The organism is Micromonospora sp. NPDC051924, assembly GCF_055586005.1.
The window spans coordinates 108,312-127,442 of the sequence record NZ_JBVJJA010000014.1; the positions used below are offsets into that span (position 1 = coordinate 108,312).

A 19,131-nucleotide genomic window follows, 5' to 3' on the forward strand; every position below is an offset into this window, starting at 1 on the left:
CCGGTCGAGCGGTTCGGGACCGGTCTCGGACGGGGCGGTGGGGGTGGTCGACACGGCGACAGCTCCCGGGGGTGTATTTGCGCGGAATATGGCAAAGGTCAGGTTCAGCGAATTCCAGTGCCGTCAAGAGTACGAGGGGAATCGGACTTGCGTGATCGTGCGCGTGGAAGCGTTCCCAAAAACCGGTACGGACGCGGATAGTGGTGACCGTTGTGCCGATTGTCACCGAACGGTCCCAGGCCACTCGAAGTTCGCTTAACCTTCGCCCACCGATCGCTGACGACGCCGGGATTACCGGCGGTTGGTCTCGGGGTATGTCCGAACTGAACCTTCGTTAAGTGTCAATGGCGCGCGTGGGAGGCTCTGGTGGCAGCGCAAGAGACGGTCGATCACAAGTACGTCTACGACTTCGCCGAGGGCAACAAGGACCTCAAGGACCTGCTCGGCGGCAAGGGGGCCAACCTCGCCGAGATGACGAATCTCGGCCTTCCGGTCCCGCCCGGCTTCACCATCACCACCGAGGCGTGCAAGGCGTACCTGACCACCGGCCGGGAGCCGGACGGGCTGGCCGGGCAGATCGAGGCGCACCTGGAGTCCCTGGAGCGCGGCATGGACCGCAAGCTGGGCGACCCGGACGACCCGCTGCTGGTCTCGGTCCGCTCCGGGGCCAAGTTCTCCATGCCGGGCATGATGGAGACTGTCCTCAACGTCGGGCTCAACGACCGCAGCGTCGTCGGGCTGAGCCGGCAGGCGGGCGGGAACGACCGGTTCGCCTGGGACTCGTACCGCCGCCTGATCCAGATGTTCGGCAAGACCGTCTGCGAGGTGCCGGGCGAGGAGTTCGAGCACGCCCTCGACGACGCCAAGCGCGCCAAGGGCACCACCGACGACCTCGACCTGGACGCCGACGACCTGCGCGGGCTGGTCGACGCGTACAAGAAGATCTTCGCCGAGCACACCGGGCGGGAGTTCCCGCAGGAGCCGCGCGAGCAGCTCGACCTGGCCATCCGCGCCGTCTTCGAGTCGTGGAACGCCGAGCGCGCGGTGGTCTACCGCCGGCAGGAGCGCATCCCCGCCGACCTGGGCACCGCGGTCAACGTGGTGGCCATGGTCTTCGGCAACCTCGGTCCCGACTCCGGCACCGGCGTCGCCTTCACCCGCGACCCCGCCAGCGGCGCGCAGGGCATCTACGGCGACTACCTGGCCAACGCCCAGGGCGAGGACGTGGTCGCCGGCATCCGCAACACCGTGCCGCTGCAGGAGCTGGAGCAGATCGACAAGAAGTCCTACGACGAGCTGCTCAGCTACATGGCCCGGCTGGAGGAGCACTACAAGGACCTCTGCGACATCGAGTTCACCATCGAGCGCGGCAAGCTCTGGATGCTCCAGACCCGGGTCGGCAAGCGCACCGCCGCGGCGGCCTTCGTCATCGCCGGCCAGCTCGTCGACGAGGGCCTGATCGACCTCAACGAGGCGCTGCACCGGGTCAACGGCGCGCAGCTCGCCCAGCTGATGTTCCCCCGGTTCAAACTCGACCACGAGTTCGAGCCGGTGGCGAAGGGCATCGGGGCCTCGCCGGGCGCGGCGGTCGGCAAGGTCGTCTTCACCTCCGCCCGGGCGGTCGAGCTGGCCGCCGAGGGCGAGCCGGTGATCCTGGTCCGCCGGGAGACCAACCCGGACGACCTGAACGGCATGATCGCCGCCAAGGGCATCCTCACCTCGCGCGGCGGCAAGACCAGCCACGCCGCCGTGGTGGCCCGGGGGATGGGCAAGACCTGCGTCTCCGGCGCGGACGAGCTCGACGTCAACATCCCGGCGAAGAAGTTCACCGTCGCCGGACAGGCCGTCAACGAGGGCGACGTCGTCTCCATCGACGGCACCACCGGCAAGGTCTACCTGGGCGAGGTGCCGGTCATGCCCTCCGAGGTGGTGCAGTACTTCGAGGGCACCCTCGACGCGGAGCAGACCGGCGACCCGCTGGTCCGGGCCGTACACCGGATCATGACGCACGCCGACGCCACGCGGCGGCTGCTGGTCCGGACGAACGCCGACACCGGTCCGGACGCGGCGCGGGCGCGGCGGTTCGGCGCCGAGGGCATCGGCCTGTGCCGCACCGAGCACATGTTCCTCGGCGACCGGCGGGAGCTGGTCGAGCGGCTGATCCTCGCGGCCACCGACACGGAGCGGGAGGACGCCCTCGCCGCGCTGCTGCCGCTGCAGCGGGAGGACTTCATCGAGATCCTCCGGGAGATGGACGGCCTGCCGGTCACCGTCCGGCTGATCGACCCGCCACTGCACGAGTTCCTGCCCCCGCTGGAGCAGCTCGCGGTCAACGTCGCGGTCGCCCAAGAGCGCGGCGAGGACGTGGCCAAGGAGGAGGCGCTGCTCGCCGCCGTCCGGCGGATGCACGAGGAGAACCCGATGCTCGGCCTGCGCGGCGTCCGGCTCGGCCTGGTCATCCCCGGCCTGTTCGCGATGCAGGTCCGCGCGATCGCCGAGGCCGCCGTCGCGGTCGTCCAGGCCGGCGGGTCGGCCTGCCCGGAGATCATGGTCCCGCTGGTCGGCGCGGTCCAGGAGCTGGAGACGGTACGCGCGGAGGCCGAGAAGATCATCGCTGAGGTGGTCGGGGACAGCGGCGTCGAGGTGCTGATCGGCACCATGATCGAGGTGCCCCGGGCGGCGCTGACCGCCGGGCAGATCGCCGAGGCGGCACAGTTCTTCTCCTTCGGCACCAACGACCTCACCCAGATGGGCTGGGGCTTCTCCCGGGACGACGTCGAGGGCGCGTTCTTCTGGCGCTACCTGGAGCTGGGCATCTTCGGCATCTCGCCGTTCGAGTCGATCGACCGGGAGGGCGTCGGCCGGCTGGTCCGGATCGCCGCCGAGGAGGGCCGGGCCGCCCGCCCGGGACTCAAGCTCGGGGTCTGCGGCGAGCACGGCGGCGACCCGGACTCGGTGCACTTCTTCCACGAGGTCGGGCTCGACTACGTCTCCTGCTCGCCGTTCCGGGTGCCGGTGGCGCGGCTGGAGGCCGGCCGGGCGGCGATCACCACCACCGGCTCCGACTCCCGCTGACCCGCGTGACACGACCGGGGCCGTCGGCGCTTACGTCGGCGGCCCCGGCTTCGCCCGGCGCGCTCTTTCCCGGCGCCCGGCGTAACCTGGGCTCGCCCGCGCTCGTGTCGATCAGGAAAGGTGGCCGCATGACCAGCCTCTGGGAGAACCTCACGGTCGACGCCCAGGACCCGTCCCGGCTCGCCCACTGGTGGGCCGAGGCGCTCGGCTACCAGGTGATCAGCGACAAGCCGGACGAGGTGGAGATCCGCCGCTCGCCCGACGCGCTGCCCGGCATCGTCTTCGTCCCGGTCACCGAGCCCAAGGAGGGCAAGAACCGGCTGCACATCGACCTGCGTCCGGCCGACCAGGAGGCCGAGGTGGAGCGTCTGGTCGACATGGGCGCCCGGCACGTCGACGTCGGCCAGGGCGACGCGGCGTGGACGGTGCTGGCCGACCCAGAGGGCAACGAGTTCTGCGTCTTGCGGCAGCGGGGATGACGGTTGAGCGCGGCTCCGGGGGCTGACGACGCCGCGCGGCTCGTCGTCGAGGGGCCGAAGGACACCGGGTACGGGCGGTCGCCGTACGAGCGGGACCGGGCGCGGGTGCTGCACTCGGCGGCGTTCCGCCGGCTCGCCGCGAAGACCCAGGTGCACACGGCCGGCACCGACGACTTTTTGCGTACCCGGCTGACCCACTCGCTGGAGGTGGCGCAGATCGCCCGCGAGATGGGCGCCCGGCTGGGCTGCGACCCGAACGTGGTGGACACCGCCGGGCTGGCGCACGACCTCGGCCACCCGCCGTTCGGGCACAACGGCGAGGACGCGCTGGACGCCCTCGCCGCCGACTGCGGCGGGTTCGAGGGCAACGCGCAGACGCTGCGGGTGCTCACCCGGCTGGAGGCGAAGGTGCTCGCCCCGGACGGCCGCTCCGTCGGGCTCAACCTCACCCGGGCCTCGCTCGACGCGGTCGGCAAGTACCCGTGGCCGCGCCGTCCCGGCCGGCGCAAGTTCGGCGTGTACGCCGACGACCGCCCGGTCTTCGACTGGCTGCGCGCCGGCGCCCCGCCCGGGGAGCGGCGCTGCCTGGAGGCCCAGGTGATGGACTGGGCCGACGACGTGGCGTACTCGGTGCACGACGTCGAGGACGGCATCCACGGCGGGTACGTCGGCCTCCGCCCGCTGCTGGCCGACCCCGACGAGCGGCGGGCGCTCTGCGCCGACGTGGCGGCCGCGTACTCCGGGGAGGCCCCCGAGGACCTGGGTGAGGTGCTGGCGGAACTGCTGGCCGAACCGGTGCTCGCCCCGCTCGCCTCGTACGACGGCAGCCACCGGGCGCTCGCCGCGCTGAAGGCCACCACCAGCGTGCTCACCGGCCGGTTCGTCGCCACCGTGGTGGCCGCCACCCAGGAACGCCACGGCCCCGGCCCGCACCGCCGGTACGCCGCCGACCTGGTGGTGCCGCGCCGGATCCGGGTCCAGTGCGCGCTGCTCAAGGGCATCGCCCTGCGCTACGTCATGCGCCGCCCCGGCGCCGGCCCCCGGTACGCCCGCCAGCGGGAGATCCTCGCCGAACTGGTCGCCGCCCTGCTTGACCGGGCGCCGGGCCCGCTGGACCCGGTCTTCGCCCCGCTCTGGCGGGACGCCCCCGACGACGCCGCCCGCCTCCGCGTGGTCATCGACCAGGTCGCCTCCCTCACCGACCCGGCCGCCCTCGCCTGGCACGCCCGCCTGGTCCCCTGACCCCCGCCGCCACCCCCGCGGCGGCGAGAACGCCGCCGGGTGGGGGAGCGGGGGCGACTTAGGCTAGCCTAAGCGGCATGACGGAGCGCCCGAAGAAGGTCACCGCCGCCACGGTCGTACGGACCGAGCGGCCCACCCCGCACCTGATCCGGCTGGTGCTGGGCGGGGAGGAGCTGATTGGCCTGCCGGTGGGCGCGTACACCGACCACTACGTGAAGCTGGTCTTCCCGCCGGCCGGGGTGGCCTATCCGCACCCGACGGACCTGGCCAGCATCAAGCGGGAGTTCCCAGCGAAGCAGTGGCCGCGGCTGCGCGCGTACACGGTGCGGGCCTGGGACGCGGCGGCCGGCGAGCTGACCATCGACGTGGTGCACCACGGCGACGAGGGGCTGGCCGGGCCGTGGGCGGCCACGCTGCGCCCCGGCGACCGGGTGCTCTTCACCGGCCCCGGCGGGGCGTACGCCCCGGACCCGACGGCCGACTGGCACCTGCTGGCCGGGGACGAGAGCGCCCTGCCGGCGATCGCCGCCGCGCTGGAGCGGCTGCCCGCCGGCGTCCCGGCCACGGTGTTCGTCGAGGTCGACGGCCCGGCCGACGAGCTGCCGCTGGCCAGCCCCGGCGCGGTCGAGCTGCGCTGGCTGCACCGGGCCGGCCGCCCGGTGGGCGAGGCGCTGGTCGAGGCGGTGCGGGCACTGGAGTTCCCGCCCGGCCGGGTGCACGCCTTCGTCCATGGTGAGGCCACCTTCGTCAAGGAGCTGCGCCGGCTGCTGCGGGTCGAGCGCGGGGTGCCCAGGGGCGACCTGTCCATCTCCGGCTACTGGCGGCGCGGCATGGACGACGAGGGCTGGCGCTCCACCAAGGCCGCCTGGAACGCCCAGGCGGAGGCGGACGAGTCGGCGGTGCCCGCCGCCTGAGCGGTCACGCGCCCCGCACCGCCAGCCGGTGGAGCTGCGGCAGCAGCCACGGGGCGATCCACTGTTGCACGCCCTCCGGGGTGAAGTGCAGCCCGTCGCTGCGTACCCGGACGCCGCCGGCCTCCCAGCTGAACCGGCCGTCCGGGCAGACCCGGCGGTTCAGGTCGAGCACCGTCGCGCCGTGCCGGTCGGCGGCCGACCGGAGCAGCCGGTTCCAGGCGTCCACCCGGCCGGCGTCGTCCTCGGGCCACAGCCCGCCGTCGGGCCGTTCGGCCCGCCGGGTGTACGGCGCGGTCAGCAGCGTGACGTGCGCGCCCTTGGCGGCGGCGATGTCGATCGCCCGGTCCAGCTCCCCGGTCAGGTACCGGTCGAACGCGGGCTCGCCGACGTGCTGCCAGCGGCCGTCGAGCCTGCGGTCCATCAGCTCCCAGCGGTCGAGCAGGATCACCGCGACGTCCGGGTCGTCGGCGCGGACGCCGCGCTGCCAGCGGTCGTCCCAGTGCTCGCAGCCGGGGTAGTTGGGGTGCGGCTCGCCGAGGTAGCGCAGCTCCGGCAGCCGGGCGATCCCGCAGCCCTGCACGGCCCGGACGCTGACCGCGAGCTTGTCCTGCTGCGGCAGGTAGGTGCCGAGTGACCAGGAGACGGAGTCGCCGAGGAAGGCGATCCGGGGCTGGCCGGGCCGCCGCCCGGGACGCTGCACCGGGGGCGTCGAGCTGGGTGAGCCGGTGACGCCGGCCGTCGGGGTGCCGTCGAGGGCGATCGCCGGGCGGGGCAGCGGGGCGGGTGGCACGGTGCCGAGCACCGCGACGGCGGCCACCCCGGCGACCGCCGTGCCGGCCAGCGCCGGCGCCGGGCGGGGCAGCCGCCGGGCCCGGCGGATCGGCCGCTCCACCAGCAGGTACGAGCCGGTGGCGACGGCCAGTGTCAGCGCGCAGCGGGTGGCGAGCAGGCCGACCCCGGTCAGCCCGGTCCGCTCGGCGGTGAGCCACTGGAACAGCGGCCAGTGCCAGAGGTAGACGCCGTACGAGATCCGCCCGAGCCCGACCAGCGGCGGCAGGGCGAGCAGCCGGGCGGTCGGGGCGGCGGGGCTGACCGTGGCGTGCGCGATGACCGCCGCCACCGCGAGGGCGGCCACGGTCAGGCCGCCCCGGTAGAGCCGGCCGTCGCCGCCCTCCGCGGTGGCCCAGAGCCAGCCGGTCACGACCGCCCCGGCCAGTGCCAGCGCGCCGAGGACCGGGTGGCGGGCCCGCCGGCCGGTCGGCCTGTCCGGCGCCGGCGGGGATGCGGCGTGGACCCGGGCGAGCAGCACGGCGAGCGCGGCGCCGACCAGGAGCGCGACCGCCCGGGTGTCGGTGCCGTAGTAGACCCGGTCCACCGTGCCCGGGGCGTACAGCGCCGCGGCGGCGAGCGCCGAGCCGGCCGCCCCCACCACGACGACCACCGGTACGGCGGTGTGCCGACGGCGGGCCGGGCCGGGACCGCGCCCGGCCGCCCAGCCCAGCAGCGCGATCAGCAGCACCGGCCAGAGCAGGTAGAACTGCTCCTCGATGCCGAGCGACCAGGTGTGCTGCAGCGGGGACGGGTTGCCGGTGGCGGCGAAGTAGTCCCCGCCCCGGTTCGCCATCCGCCAGTTGGCGACGTACCCGAGCGCAGCCAGCGCGTCCCAGCGCAGCGCGCCGAGTTCGGTGCCGGGCAGCAGTTCCCGGGCGACCAGCAGCACCACGACGAGCACCAGGAGCAGGGCGGGTAGCAGCCGCCGTACCCGCCGCCCCCAGAACGCCACCAGGTCGACCCGGCCGGTGGTGCGGTGCTCGGCGAGCAGTAGCGAGGTGATCAGGAATCCGGAGAGCACGAAGAACGCGTCCACCCCGAGGAAGCCGCCCGGGAGGGCGGCGACCCCGCCGTGGAAGGCGAGCACGGCCGCGACCGCGAGCGCGCGGACGCCGTCCAGGGCCGGCTGGTACGGGAGCGTGGCCCTGCTCGTACCCGACATGGGCCGGTTGTCCCCGTCGGCGGCCCCTTTACACCCGTGGCCGACGGATCGTCACGGTCGGGCCGGCGCGAGCGCCGCCGCGTCGTCGCCGGCCGGCGCGGTGCCCGCGCCGGTGAGGGCCCGGCGGTTGAGCACGGCGCCGACCTGCCCGGCGGAGCGTTCCACCCGGCGGCGGATGATCCGCAGGTGCGTCGCGATCGAGGCGGCGGCGACCAGCGCCGCGGCCGGCCCCGCCAGCCGGGCCGCGCCGGTGGCGAGCACCGCCAGCGCGACGGGCAGGCCGACCAGGACGCTGTTGACCAGGGCGAGCATCCCGGCCTGGCTGACCAGGTCGCGGAACCAGTGCCGGCGGAACGGCTCGGGCGCGAACGGGCCGGGATCGTCCAGCGTCGGCATGATGAGGTACGGGGCCAGTTCCGGCGCGCGGCGGGCCAGGTAGGTGCGGAGCACGGTGGCGGCGACGGCGTACCGGCGGCCCCGGTCGTTCAGCTCCACCTGGCGGGCGAAGACGAAGACGCCCAGCAGCAGGACCAGCAGCCCGAGGCCGGCCAGTACGGCGGGGCCGACCGGGCCGTGGGGTGTGCCGGTGGTGATCAGGCCGGCCGACACCGCGGTCGCGCCCGAGGCCACCGCCAGGAAGAAGGTGAACCGGGCGGCGGACTGGTCGTGCACCGCCCGGCTCAGCTCGCGCAGGTGCTCGTACTCGGCGAGCGCGATGGTCAGCTCCGGGTCGTCGGCCATCCGTCGTTCCCTCTCCACGGGTCGTGGGTCTCACCGTAGTCAAGATCTGCAATCGGACGGTGAGGAGCGGGTGTACCTCGACATATAGCAGAGGTGCTACATTTTGCGGCATGACTGCGGTCGAACTGCCGGGAGTTGTCGGAACTCCCCACCCGCCCGACGAGGACCTCGTCCTCGACGTCCGCGACCTGCGCATGCGGTACGGCACCGTCGACGTGCTGCACGGGGTCGACTTCACCGCCCGGCGCGGCGAGGTGCTCGCCCTGCTCGGGCCCAACGGCGCCGGCAAGACCACCACCATCGAGATCCTCGAGGGCTTCCGGATGCGCTCCGCCGGGGAGGTCCGCGTCCTCGGCGTCGACCCCGGCCGGGGCGACGAGCGCTGGCGCGCCCGGATGGGCGTGGTGCTCCAGTCCTGGCGCGACCACGGCAAGTGGCGGGTCCGCGACCTGCTCACCCACCTCGGCGCCTTCTACGCCCCGTACGGCACCGAGCGGATCCGCCGGCCCTGGCCGGTCGACGACCTGCTGGACGCGGTCGGCCTGACCGCGCAGGCGGAGAAGCGGGTGCACCAGCTCTCCGGCGGGCAGCGTCGCCGGCTCGACGTGGCGGTCGGCATCGTGGGCCGCCCCGAGCTGCTCTTCCTGGACGAGCCGACGGTCGGCTTCGACCCGGCCGCCCGGCGCGAGTTCCACGAGCTGGTGCACCGCCTCGCCGACCTGGACGAGACCACCATCCTGCTCACCACGCACGACCTGGACGAGGCGGAGAAGCTGGCCGACCGGATCCTCATCCTGGCCGGGGGCCGGATCGTCGCCGACGGCTCGCCGGACGAGCTGGCTCGCCGGGTCGCCGGTGACGCGGAGATCCGTTGGACCCGGGACGGGGAGCGGTTCGTGCACGCCGCCGCCGACGCCACCGGTTTCGTCCGCGACCTGCTCCGCCAGTACGGCGACGCCGTGCAGGAGCTGGAGGTCCGCCGGGCCAGCCTGGAGGACGCGTACATGGCACTGGTCTACGAGGAGGAATCCGGGGTCCGGACCGGCCGGGCCGACCGGGTGTGGCAGCAGGGGAGCGACCGATGAACCCGACCGTGGTGGCCGTCCGGGCCGGCTTCCGGCGCGGCGTGATCGAGCTGCGCAACACCTTCAGCAACGCCCAGGACCTGTGGAACTACTTCTTCCCCACGGCCGTCCTGCTGATCGCCATGTTCTTCATGCGCGGCTCCACCGTGCCCGGCACCTCCTTCTCGCTCGGCGCCCGTACGCTGCCCAGCGCCCTCGGCATGGGCCTGGCCTTCGGCGGCATGCTGGTGCTCGCCTCACAGCTGGTCATCGAGCGCGAGGACGGCACCCTGCTGCGCGCCAAGGCCACTCCCAACGGGATGCTCGGCTACCTAATCGGCAAGATCACCCTGATGTCCACGGTCGCCCTGGTGAGCATGACGATCCAGCTCGTCCCGTCCCTGCTGTTCCTGGACGGGCTCCAGGTGACCAGCGTGTCCGCCTGGTTCACCCTGCTCTGGGTGGCGGTGCTCGGCCTGGTCGCCACCCTGCCGATGGGCGCGGTCCTCGGCGCGCTGATCGAGAACCCGCGCAACCTCGGGCTGGTCATGCTGCCGAACATGGGCCTGATCGCGCTCTCCGGCATCTTCTACCCGATCAACGGCTACCCGGGGTGGCTGCAGGGCGTCGCCCAGGTCTTCCCGATCTACTGGCTAGGGTTGGGCATGCGCTCGGCGCTACTGCCCGACAGCATGGCCGCGGTCGAGCTGGGCGGCTCCTGGCGGCACCTGGAGACGCTCGGCGTGCTCGGCGCGTGGGCGGTGCTCGGGCTCGTGCTGGCCCCGGTCGTGCTGCGCCGGATGGCCCGCCGGGAGTCCGGCTCGCGGGTGGCCGCGCGCCGCGAGCGGGCCATGCAGCGGGTCGGATGAGAGGGCGTCGATGAGCGAGACCGTGCACAACCGGATCGCCGTGCTGCGCGCCGAGCGGGGCATCTCCCGCCGGCAGCTCGCCGACGCGCTGGGCGTGCACTACCAGACGGTCGGCTACCTGGAACGGGGTGAGTTCCGGCCCAGCCTGCACCTGGCGCTGCGGATCGCCGCGTACTTCGAGGTGCCGGTCGAGGTGGTCTTCTCCATCGAGCCGTTCCCCCGGATCGGGGATCCCTCGGCGGCCGGGGAACGGACGGCGTGACGCCGGAGCGGGGTCCCGGCCTGCCGCCGGGACCCCGCCTCGGGTGGATCACCAGTTGCCGAGGACCATGCGGCCGGCGACCGGGCCGAGGTTGTAGGGGCCGGAGGTGTACCAGCGGCCGAGGCTGGTGAGGCCGGCGTTCCAGACGTAGTAGCCGAAGGTGCCGTCGCTGATCTGGTAGGCCATGACGATGTCGGCCTTGCCGTCGCCGGTGACGTCGCCGGCGGCGACCCGGTCGGCGACGTTGGACAGGTAGAAGGCGCCGCCGCCGGTGTAGTCGGTGGTGCGGGAGAAGCTGCTGCCGGTGGAGGTCCAGCGGTGGATGGTCATGGAGCCGTCGCCGTCGTCGTGGGCCAGGGCCGGTTCGGCCTTGCCGTCGCCGGTGAAGTCGGCGACCACGAGGCGGTTGGCGACCGGGCCGAGGCTGTAGGGGCCGGAGGTGTACCAGCGGCCGAGGCTGGTGAGGCCGGCGCTCCAGACGTAGTAGCCGAAGGTGCCGTCGCTGATCTGGTAGGCCATGACGATGTCGGCCTTGCCGTCGCCGGTGACGTCGCCGGCGGCGACCCGGTCGGCGACGTTGGACAGGTAGAAGGCGCCGCCGCCGGTGTAGTCGGTGGTGCGGGAGAAGCTGCTGCCGGTGGAGAGCCAGCGGTGGATGGTCATCGTGCCGTCACCGTCGTCGTGGACCAGGGCCGGCTCGGCCTTGCCGTCCCCGTTGAAGTCGGCCACGACCAGCCGCCCGCCGACCGGCCCGAGGTTGTACGGACCGGAGGTGTACCAGCGGCCCTTGCTGGTGAGGCCCTCGTCGAAGACGTAGAAGCCGAAGGTGCCGTCGCTGATCTGGTACGCCATCACGATGTCGTCGTTGCCGTCGCCGTCGACGTCGCCGGAGGCCACCCGGTCACCCACGTTCGACAGGTAGAAGGAGCCCTCGCCCTTGTAGTCGGTGGTGTGGTCGAAGGCGCTGCCGGTGGAGTTCCACCGGTGGATGGTCATGGTGCCGTCACCGTCGTCGTGCGCCAGCGCCGGGCCCTTGCGGCCGCTCGGCCCGTTGATCAGTCCGGTCCGCCGGATCGGCTTGTACGTCGCCAGGTCGGAGGCGCTGTTGAAGCCCCGGTAGCCGTAGTTGTTGAGCGCGTACGGGTTCTGGACCGTCTGGTAGTCGCTGTTGAACGAGTAGACGTAGGCGCCCTTGCCGTGGTCGTTCTTGTCGGCCCAGTAGGCGAACAGTTCCATGTGGCCGGTGCGCACCATCGCGTCACCCGGCTGGAAGTCGTCGATGCTGCCGAGGGTGGTCCAGCGGGAGTTGCTGCCCTGGAAGTCGCCGGTGACGTAGCTGGCGTTCAGGTGCCAGGCCATCGAGACCAGGCCGGAGCAGTCGCGCCGGTAGGTGTGGGCGCCCTCGGCGTCGCTGGCCCAGGTGCCGGTCTGGGTGTACGTGATGCCACGGTCCACCCAGTTCTGGGCGCGGGACAGGATCTCGCTGCGGCTGATCGGGCCGTCGATCGACGATGCCTGGGCGGGGGCGGGGGACAGGCCGACCAGGCCGCCGGCGACGACCGCCAGGGCGCCGAGGACGGCGAGAGGTCTGCGTACCAGACCTGGAATTCGCTGCATTGTGCTTGTTCCTTTCTGGAGAAACGGCCCGGAAAGGGTCACGAACCGGCGTGTGGCGTACGGCGGGCATTGGCTGGAGCCGATACGGCCGGTAAAGTCCGCGACGCAGGATTCACCGTGGGGCCGGCCTCCGGTGGCCGGTCCTCAATGGGTCCTGCTGTGCGGTTGTCGGTTCGTGGCCCTTCTGTCGGAGGTGGATGGAAACGGGCCCGGTCGGTGGTGCCGTGCGTTCCGGGCGGTTCCTGGGAAAGACGATGGCGGTCGGACCAGGTAGCAAACCTGAACGGAACCTTGACAACTTCAAACGGCCTGTTCGGCAGGCCGTGTGGCGGTACTACGGGCGCGGGGGCGATGCCGTGGAACTACGCATACTTGGTGATCTGCAGGTTCTGGTGGACGGCCGGCCGTTGGAGCTGGGTCCGCCGAAGCAACGGCTGGTGTTCGCCGCGCTCGCGGTCGACGTGGGCCGCAGCGTGCCGATCGAGGCGCTGGTCGACCGGGTCTGGGACGAGGCGCCGCCGGCCGACGCCCGCGGCGTCCTCTACACCTACCTGACCCGGATCCGTCGGCTTCTCGCCACGGCCCAGCCCGACGCCACGGCGCCGATCACGGTGAGCCGCGGTGGGACCGGGTATCTCCTGGACGCCCCGCCGGACCGCGTCGACCTGCACCGGCTGCGCCGCCTCGCCGAGCAGGCCCAGGGGCTGCCGACGGACGATCCCGGCCGGCCGGCGCTGCTGCGGGAGGCGATCGACCTCTGGCGGGGTGAACCGCTCGACGGCCTGCCGGGCGGTTGGGCGGCCCGGGTCCGGGAGGGGCTGCGCCAGCAGCTGGTCCGGGTCCTGCTCGACTGGGCCGGGAGTGAACTCGACCGGGGCCGGCCCGGGCCGGTGGCCGACCGGCTCGCCGTGGCGGTGGAACGCAGCCCGCTCAGCGAACCGCTGGTGCTGTGCCTGATGCGGGCGCTCTACTTCAACGGGCGCCGGGCCGAGGCCCTCGACCTGTACGCCCGCACCCGGACCCTGCTGGCGGACGAGCTCGGCGTCGACCCGGGTACCGAGCTCCAGGAGCTGCACCGGGAGGTGCTGCGGGGCACGCTCCGGTCGCCCGTGGCCACCGTCGCCCCCGGCGAGCCGCGACCGCTGCCGATCCCCGCCGTCCCGGCCGCACCCGTCGCGCCGGAGCCGGAGCCGACCGCGCACCCGGTGGGGACCGCGCCCGGCTGTCAGCTCCCGGCGGACCTGCCCGACCACGTCGGCTGCGAACCGGAGATCTCCTGCGCGCTCAGCGTGCTGCAACCTGCCGGCCGGCGGGTGGAGGGCACCGCCGGACCGGTGGTCATCCTCTCCGGGCCCGGCGGGGTGGGGAAGACGGCGCTCAGCGTCCGGCTGGCGTACCTGCTGCGCGCCACCTACCCGGACGGGCAGATCTTCGTCACGTTGAGCAACCGCGGCGGCGACTCGGGGGACGCCCTGGACCGGGTTTTGCGTGCCCTCGGCGCCACCAACCTCCAGCAGCTGCGCACGCTGGAGGACAAGCTGGGCCAGTACCGGTCGGTGCTCAGCGGACGGCGCTTTCTGATCGTGCTCGACTCGGCGGCCAGCGCGGAGCAGGTCCGGCCGCTGGTCCCGGGCGGCCCGGGCAGCGCTCTCATCGTCTCCAGCCGAGCCCTGCTGACCACCATTCCGGGCGCCGAGCACATCGAGGTGCCGCTGCTGGACCGCGCCGACTCCACCACCCTGCTCGAGCGCATCGTGGGGCCGGACCGGGTGATGGCCGAGCCGGAGGCGACCGGCGCGCTCGTCGAGATGTGCGCCGGTCTGCCGCTCGCGCTGCGGATCGTCGGCGCCCGGATCGCGGCCCGGCCGCACCGCCGGATGGCCCGGCTCGCCGAGCGGATGCGGGACGAACGCGGCCGCCTCGACGAGATGGCGGCGGACGGGCTGGCGGTCCGGGTCAGCGTCGGGATCGGCTACCAGGCGCTGGACCTGCCGGCCCGGCGGGCGTTCCGGCTGCTGGGCTTCATGGGGATGCCCAACTTCGCCGAGTGGCTGGTGGCGGCGCTGGTGGGCGGCTCGGTGGACGACGCCGAGGAGCTGTTGGAGCAGTTGGCGGACGCCCGGCTGGTGACCGCACTGCCCGACCCGACCCACCGGCTGCTCCGCTACCAGATGCACGACCTGGTCCGGTTGTTCGCCTGGGAACGCGCCGTCGAGGAGGACGCCGAGGGGGTGCTGCGCGCGGCGATGGCCCGGGTGCTGGTGGCCGCCACCGAGATCAGTGAGCGGCTCGGTCAGCGGCTGCCGTACGCGGTTCCGCCGCTGCACCGGCAGGCGTCGGTCCCGGCGGCGCTGGAGTCCTCCGTCCTCGCGGCGGACCACCTGCGGCCCGGCTGGGTGGAGGTCGAGGGGCCCGGCCTGATCATCGCGGTGGAGCGCGCCGCCGAGCTCGGCATGGACGCTGCCGCCTGCGCCCTCGCGGACGCGCTGGTGTACGCCTCCTTCGCGGTCCGCAACGACTTCGTCGGCTGGGGCCGGACCCACACGGCGGCGTTGGCCGCGGCGCGGACGGCCGGCAATGCGGTCGGCGAGGCGGTGATCGAGTGCGGCATCGCCCTGCTGCGCTACATGGAGGACCGGTTCGCCGAGGCCGAGCAGAACTTCCGTTCCGCCGTCGAGCGGTTCGACGCGGCGGGCCACGAGCGCGGATCGGCCGCGGCCCGGAGCGGCCTCGGCACCGTGCTGCGCGAGGTCGGCCGGCACCGGGAGGCCATTCCGCTGCTGACCGCCGCCGCCGAGACGCTGGACCGGCTGGCGGACCACAACGCGGCCGCGGACGCCACCTACGGACTGGGGCACAGCCTGCGGGAGCTCGGTGACGACGAGGCGGCGCTCACCTGGCTCACCCGGGCCATTGACAGCTACCGGTCGCTGGGGCATTTCCGGGGCGAGGTCATCGCCGTCCGGGGGATCGGCCTGGTGCACCGGGCGCGCGGCGAGCTGGACGAGGCCCTGCGCTGGTGCGCGCGGGCCCACGACCTGGTCGGCGCGCACGGCGACGAGCACATGACCGCCTACACCGAGCAGGCCCTCGCGAAGGTCTGGTTCCGGCAGGGCGACGTGGTCCGCCCCCTGACACCGTTGGAGCGAGGCCTGGCGACCTGCCGGCGCCTGCACGACCGGTTCGGGGCGGCACTGATCCAGCGGACGATCGGCGAGCTGCACCTGGCCGCAGGGCGTCCCGAGGCGGCCCTCGACGCGCTCGGGCTGGCCCGCGACCGGTGGGTCGAGCTGCACCACGATCTCGGCACGGCGCGGACCCTGCGGGACCTCGGGGCGGCGCACGCGGCCCTCGGGGACGTCGCGGCGGCGCATGCGGCCTGGGAGACCGCCGCGGCGACCTTCCACCGGCTCGGCACCCGGGAGGCCGCCGAGGTGCCGGGCTGGCACCAGCGGTGGGGGTGCGCGTGCGGGTCGGGGGGCGTCCCGGCGGGCCGCGCGACCTCCGCCGTCAACCCGGGCTGACCCTCCGACCTGCCCTTCCAGGTTTCGTTCAGATCGCACGTAGGTCGCCTTCCTAGCGTCGGTTCCACGCCGGGCGCGGCTCCGGCCGGCAGTGACGACGAGATGGGAAGACGATCATGACGATCCGACGCAGCAGCGCACACCTGGTCCTGGCGGCCGCCGCGGCCTTGGCGGTCGGCGGGTGCGGGCATGCCGACCGGGCGGCGGGAGCAGCCGCCCCCCCGTCGTCCGGCGTCCCCGCGACGGCATCGGCCGAACCCCAGGTGACGCCGGCCGCTCCCGGCGCGGCCACCCCGGCGGCGCCGGCTCCGGGCGTACGCACCACCGCCCCGACCCAGTCCGGTACGGGCGGCGGTGCGGCACCCGTGCCGGTCCCGTCCACCACCGGGCCGACCCGTCTGGCGGCCCGGCCCACCACCGACTCCGACCCGGCGTGCCGGCCCCCGGTCCTGCAGGAGGCGACCGGCGCGGCGCTGGCCCCGCAGCAGGTGACCGGGGTCGAGTTGCTCGCCTGCCGCAACGGCTTCGCCCGGTTGTTCGCGACCGCCGGGTCGACCGAGATCACCGGCGGCAACCAGGTGTTCCTCCAATTGGAGAACCGCGCATGGCGGGTCGTCGGGCGTACGCCGGCGAGCACCGACTGCGGCGACCCGGGCCTGTCCGCCGAGGTGAAGGCGGTCTGTACCGGGCTGGCCTGAGCGCCGACCGGCGCACCCGGGCCGGTGTGAGCCTCCCCATCGTGCCGCACGGTCCCCCGCCCTGCGGCACCCCCGCCGGCGTGGCACCCCCGCGCCGCGCCGGCGGGACCCGGCCTCCTCGCGCGCCGGGGCGGCCGCCGTGCCCGCCCGAGGGGGCGGGCCGATCCTGGAGTGGCGAGGCCCACCCGGGGCGGGAACTGTCGCCGGCACAAGGCAGGATGGAGGGCTGAGGAGGGGGTGCAACCATGGCTGGCCGGATCCGGGACGAGGACATCGCGCTGGTCCGCGAGCGCACCTCGATCGCCGAGGTCATCTCCGACACGGTGACGCTCAAGTCGGCCGGCGGCGGCAACCTCAAGGGCCTGTGCCCGTTCCACGACGAGAAGAGCCCGTCGTTCAACGTCTCCCCGGCCCGCAACGTCTGGTACTGCTTCGGCTGCGGGGCCGGCGGTGACGCGATCAAGTTCCTGATGGACGCCGAGCACCTGAGCTTCGTCGAGTCCGTCGAGCGGCTCGCCGCCCGCGCCGGCCTCCAGCTCCGGTACGTCGAGGACGACCGGTCCGCGCCCCGGCAACGGCCCCAGCAGGGGCAGCGGCAGCGGCTGGTCGCCGCGCACGCGGCCGCCGTGGAGTTCTACCGCGGGCAGCTCACCACGGCCGGGGCCCGGCCCGCCCGGGAGTTCCTCGCCCAGCGCGGCTTCGACCGCGCCGCCGCCGAGCGGTACGGCTGCGGCTTCGCCCCGGACGCCTGGGACCTGCTCACCAAGCACCTCCGCCAGCAGGGCTTCAGCCACGACGAGCTGGTCACGGCCGGGCTGTCCCGCCCGTCCCGTTCCGGCAGCCTGATCGACCGGTTCCGTCGGCGGCTGCTCTGGCCGATCCGCGACCTCACCGGGGACGTGATCGGGTTCGGCGCCCGCAAGCTCTTCGACGACGACGACGGCCCGAAATACCTCAACACCCCCGAGACGCCGATCTACAAGAAGTCGCACGTCCTCTACGGCATCGACCAGGCCAAGCGGGAGATCGCCAAGCAGGGCAAGGTGGTCGTGGTCGAGGGCTACACCGATGTGATGGCCTGCCACCTGGCCGGCGTGACCACCGCCGTGGCGACCTGCGGCACCGCGTTCGGCGCCGACCACATCGGGGTGCTGCGCCGGCTGCTGATGGACACCGACGCGGTGGCCGGCGAGATCATCTTCACCTTCGACGGGGACGCCGCCGGCCAGAAGGCCGCGCTGCGCGCCTTCGAGGACGACCAGCGCTTCGTCGGGCGTACCTTCATCGCGGTCAGCCCCGACAACATGGACCCGTGCGAGCTGCGGCTGGCCAAGGGCGACCTGGCGGTCCGCGACCTGGTCGCCCGCCGCGAGCCGCTGGTCGACTTCGCGCTCCGCCACGTGATCAACCGGTACGACCTGGACACGGTCGACGGCCGGGTGGAGGCGATGCGCCGGGCCGCCCCGCTGGTCGCCAAGATCAAGGACCGGGAGAAGCGCCCGGAGTACGTCCGCAAGCTCGCCGGCGACCTCGGCATGGAGATTGAGCCGGTGCAGCGCGCGGTGCTGGCAGCCGGGTCCGCGCAGCCGGCCGGCGACACGAGCGCCCCGGCCCGTCCCGGCCCGGCCGCCCCGACCGTGGACAGCCCGCAGTCGATGGTCGAGCGGGAGGCGTTGAAGCTGGCCCTCCAGGAGCCGGTGCTGGCCGGCCCGATGTTCGACGCGGTCGAGGCGGCGGAATACCGGCACCCGGTGCACCAGGTGGTGCGCGCCGCGGTCGCGGCGGCCGGCGGGGCGGCGGCGGCCACCGGCGGCGCGGTCTGGATCGAGCAGGTCCGGGACGCCTGCGACGACCTGGCGGCCCAGGCGCTCGTCGGCGAGCTGGCCGTCGAGCCGCTGCGCATCGCCGGCGAACCCGACCCCCGGTACGTCTCGGTCACCATGGCCCGACTCCAATGGGGCTCGGTCACCGGCCGGATCAGGGACCTCAAATCGAAGATCCAGCGGATCAACCCGGTGAGCAGCAAGGACGAGTACTTCGCGCTCTTCGGGGAACTGCTCTCGCTGGAGCAGCACGCGCGGGCGCTGCGTGAGCAGGCCGCCGGAGGACTGTGATGGGACTCTTCACCCGCAAGCCCAAGCTGCCGCCCGCCGACCGGCCGCCGCTGGCCGCGGACGAGCGGGTGCTCGCCTGGGCCGCCGCCGGCAACGGCGAGGGCGACGGCGTCGTGGTGGCCAGCAACCTCGGGCTCTGGCTGCCCGGCCGGGCGCACCGGATCGGCTGGCACGACATCCTCAAGGCGGTCTGGTCCGGCCGGGAGCTCACCGTCACCCCCGCCGAGCGGGTCACCGAGCGGGACGGCTACCTCGTGGTGGCGGACTGCCCCGCGGAGACCTACCTGCTGCTCGACCCGGGCGACCTGCCGCACCAGGTGCGGGCGCGGGTCACCCGCTCGGTGGCGTACACCGCGCACCACCCGGTGCCCGGCGGCGCCGGCCGGATCGCCGCCCGCCGGGTGCCCGGGGTGGACGGTCTGACCTGGACGGTCCGCTACGACGCGGGCACGCCGGCCGACGACGAGGCGGTGTCCGCCGAGACGGACCGGCTGGTCACCGCGGCCCGGGCCGCCACCACCCCCGCCGATGTCTGAGTC

General features: G+C 73.8%; 14 protein-coding genes. 11 read left to right on the forward strand and 3 right to left on the reverse strand.

The features are described 5' to 3' along the window. Positions 1 to 366: 366 nt before the first annotated feature. The 4 genes from ppdK (at position 367) to ACZ6S5_RS14005 (ending at position 5,710) form a co-directional block, all read left to right on the forward strand. Entirely contained in the window at positions 367 to 3,075 is a 2,709-nt protein-coding gene (ppdK, locus tag ACZ6S5_RS13990) for a pyruvate, phosphate dikinase (RefSeq protein WP_466000473.1), read from the forward strand. A gap of 128 nt (positions 3,076 to 3,203) precedes the next feature. Beyond that, complete coding sequence (locus tag ACZ6S5_RS13995; RefSeq protein WP_466000475.1) at positions 3,204 to 3,554, forward strand: VOC family protein; 351 nt, start codon at positions 3,204 to 3,206, stop codon at positions 3,552 to 3,554. Positions 3,555 to 3,557: 3 nt separating this feature from the next. Next, positions 3,558 to 4,796, forward strand: coding sequence for a deoxyguanosinetriphosphate triphosphohydrolase (locus tag ACZ6S5_RS14000; protein ID WP_466000477.1), 1,239 nt, complete (start codon positions 3,558 to 3,560; stop codon positions 4,794 to 4,796). 77 nt (positions 4,797 to 4,873) lie between these two features. Further along, entirely contained in the window at positions 4,874 to 5,710 is an 837-nt protein-coding gene (locus tag ACZ6S5_RS14005) for a siderophore-interacting protein (RefSeq protein WP_466000478.1), read from the forward strand. A 4-nt stretch (positions 5,711 to 5,714) separates the two neighbouring features. Here ACZ6S5_RS14005 and ACZ6S5_RS14010 read toward each other — a convergent pair whose 3' ends face one another. After that, positions 5,715 to 7,703, reverse strand: a complete 1,989-nt coding sequence (locus tag ACZ6S5_RS14010; RefSeq protein WP_466000480.1) for a DUF459 domain-containing protein — start codon at positions 7,701 to 7,703, stop codon at positions 5,715 to 5,717. Between the two features lie 51 nt (positions 7,704 to 7,754). After that, positions 7,755 to 8,444, reverse strand: coding sequence for a hypothetical protein (locus ACZ6S5_RS14015; RefSeq protein WP_466000482.1), 690 nt, complete (start codon positions 8,442 to 8,444; stop codon positions 7,755 to 7,757). A gap of 110 nt (positions 8,445 to 8,554) precedes the next feature. Between ACZ6S5_RS14015 and ACZ6S5_RS14020 the strand changes: the two genes are divergently transcribed. The 3 genes from ACZ6S5_RS14020 to ACZ6S5_RS14030 are packed head-to-tail and all read left to right on the forward strand — an operon-like array spanning position 8,555 to position 10,639. Then, positions 8,555 to 9,529: an ABC transporter ATP-binding protein gene (locus ACZ6S5_RS14020; RefSeq protein WP_466000483.1), complete on the forward strand. Its 975-nt coding sequence runs from the start codon at positions 8,555 to 8,557 to the stop codon at positions 9,527 to 9,529. Next, entirely contained in the window at positions 9,526 to 10,377 is an 852-nt protein-coding gene (locus ACZ6S5_RS14025) for an ABC transporter permease (RefSeq protein ID WP_466000485.1), read from the forward strand. Before ACZ6S5_RS14020 ends, ACZ6S5_RS14025 begins: the two co-directional genes overlap by 4 nt. 10 nt (positions 10,378 to 10,387) lie before the next feature. Further along, positions 10,388 to 10,639 carry a helix-turn-helix transcriptional regulator gene (locus ACZ6S5_RS14030; protein WP_466000486.1) on the forward strand — a complete coding sequence of 84 codons (252 nt, stop codon included), beginning with the start codon at positions 10,388 to 10,390 and terminating at the stop codon, positions 10,637 to 10,639. 48 nt (positions 10,640 to 10,687) lie between these two features. Here ACZ6S5_RS14030 and ACZ6S5_RS14035 read toward each other — a convergent pair whose 3' ends face one another. After that, entirely contained in the window at positions 10,688 to 12,256 is a 1,569-nt protein-coding gene (locus ACZ6S5_RS14035) for an FG-GAP repeat domain-containing protein (RefSeq protein ID WP_466000488.1), read from the reverse strand. 356 nt (positions 12,257 to 12,612) lie between these two features. Between ACZ6S5_RS14035 and ACZ6S5_RS14040 the strand changes: the two genes are divergently transcribed. From ACZ6S5_RS14040 to ACZ6S5_RS14055, 4 genes are all read left to right on the forward strand, one after another. Beyond that, complete coding sequence (locus ACZ6S5_RS14040) at positions 12,613 to 15,780, forward strand: AfsR/SARP family transcriptional regulator (RefSeq protein ID WP_466000489.1); 3,168 nt, start codon at positions 12,613 to 12,615, stop codon at positions 15,778 to 15,780. A gap of 116 nt (positions 15,781 to 15,896) precedes the next feature. Beyond that, positions 15,897 to 16,478, forward strand: a complete 582-nt coding sequence (locus tag ACZ6S5_RS14045; protein ID WP_466000490.1) for a hypothetical protein — start codon at positions 15,897 to 15,899, stop codon at positions 16,476 to 16,478. A 245-nt stretch (positions 16,479 to 16,723) separates the two neighbouring features. Then, the gene (dnaG, locus tag ACZ6S5_RS14050; protein ID WP_466000491.1) at positions 16,724 to 18,592 is read left to right on the forward strand and encodes a DNA primase; all 1,869 of its coding nucleotides are present in this window, start codon (positions 16,724 to 16,726) and stop codon (positions 18,590 to 18,592) included. After that, positions 18,592 to 19,128 carry a hypothetical protein gene (locus ACZ6S5_RS14055; protein ID WP_466000492.1) on the forward strand — a complete coding sequence of 179 codons (537 nt, stop codon included), beginning with the start codon at positions 18,592 to 18,594 and terminating at the stop codon, positions 19,126 to 19,128. Before dnaG ends, ACZ6S5_RS14055 begins: the two co-directional genes overlap by 1 nt. Positions 19,129 to 19,131 lie beyond the last annotated feature (3 nt).

Bases quoted from the DNA above. Each gene is read 5' to 3' on its own strand.
- ACZ6S5_RS13995 (WP_466000475.1), top strand. From the start codon at position 3,204: ATGACCAGCCTCTGGGAGAACCTCACGGTCGACGCCCAGGACCCGTCC.
- ACZ6S5_RS14005 (WP_466000478.1), top strand. From the start codon at position 4,874: ATGACGGAGCGCCCGAAGAAGGTCACCGCCGCCACGGTCGTACGGACC.
- ACZ6S5_RS14010 (WP_466000480.1), bottom strand. From the start codon at position 7,703: ATGTCGGGTACGAGCAGGGCCACGCTCCCGTACCAGCCGGCCCTGGAC.
- ACZ6S5_RS14015 (WP_466000482.1), bottom strand. From the start codon at position 8,444: ATGGCCGACGACCCGGAGCTGACCATCGCGCTCGCCGAGTACGAGCAC.
- ACZ6S5_RS14020 (WP_466000483.1), top strand. From the start codon at position 8,555: ATGACTGCGGTCGAACTGCCGGGAGTTGTCGGAACTCCCCACCCGCCC.
- ACZ6S5_RS14025 (WP_466000485.1), top strand. From the start codon at position 9,526: ATGAACCCGACCGTGGTGGCCGTCCGGGCCGGCTTCCGGCGCGGCGTG.
- ACZ6S5_RS14030 (WP_466000486.1), top strand. From the start codon at position 10,388: ATGAGCGAGACCGTGCACAACCGGATCGCCGTGCTGCGCGCCGAGCGG.
- ACZ6S5_RS14035 (WP_466000488.1), bottom strand. From the start codon at position 12,256: ATGCAGCGAATTCCAGGTCTGGTACGCAGACCTCTCGCCGTCCTCGGC.
- ACZ6S5_RS14045 (WP_466000490.1), top strand. From the start codon at position 15,897: ATGACGATCCGACGCAGCAGCGCACACCTGGTCCTGGCGGCCGCCGCG.
- dnaG (WP_466000491.1), top strand. From the start codon at position 16,724: ATGGCTGGCCGGATCCGGGACGAGGACATCGCGCTGGTCCGCGAGCGC.
- ACZ6S5_RS14055 (WP_466000492.1), top strand. From the start codon at position 18,592: ATGGGACTCTTCACCCGCAAGCCCAAGCTGCCGCCCGCCGACCGGCCG.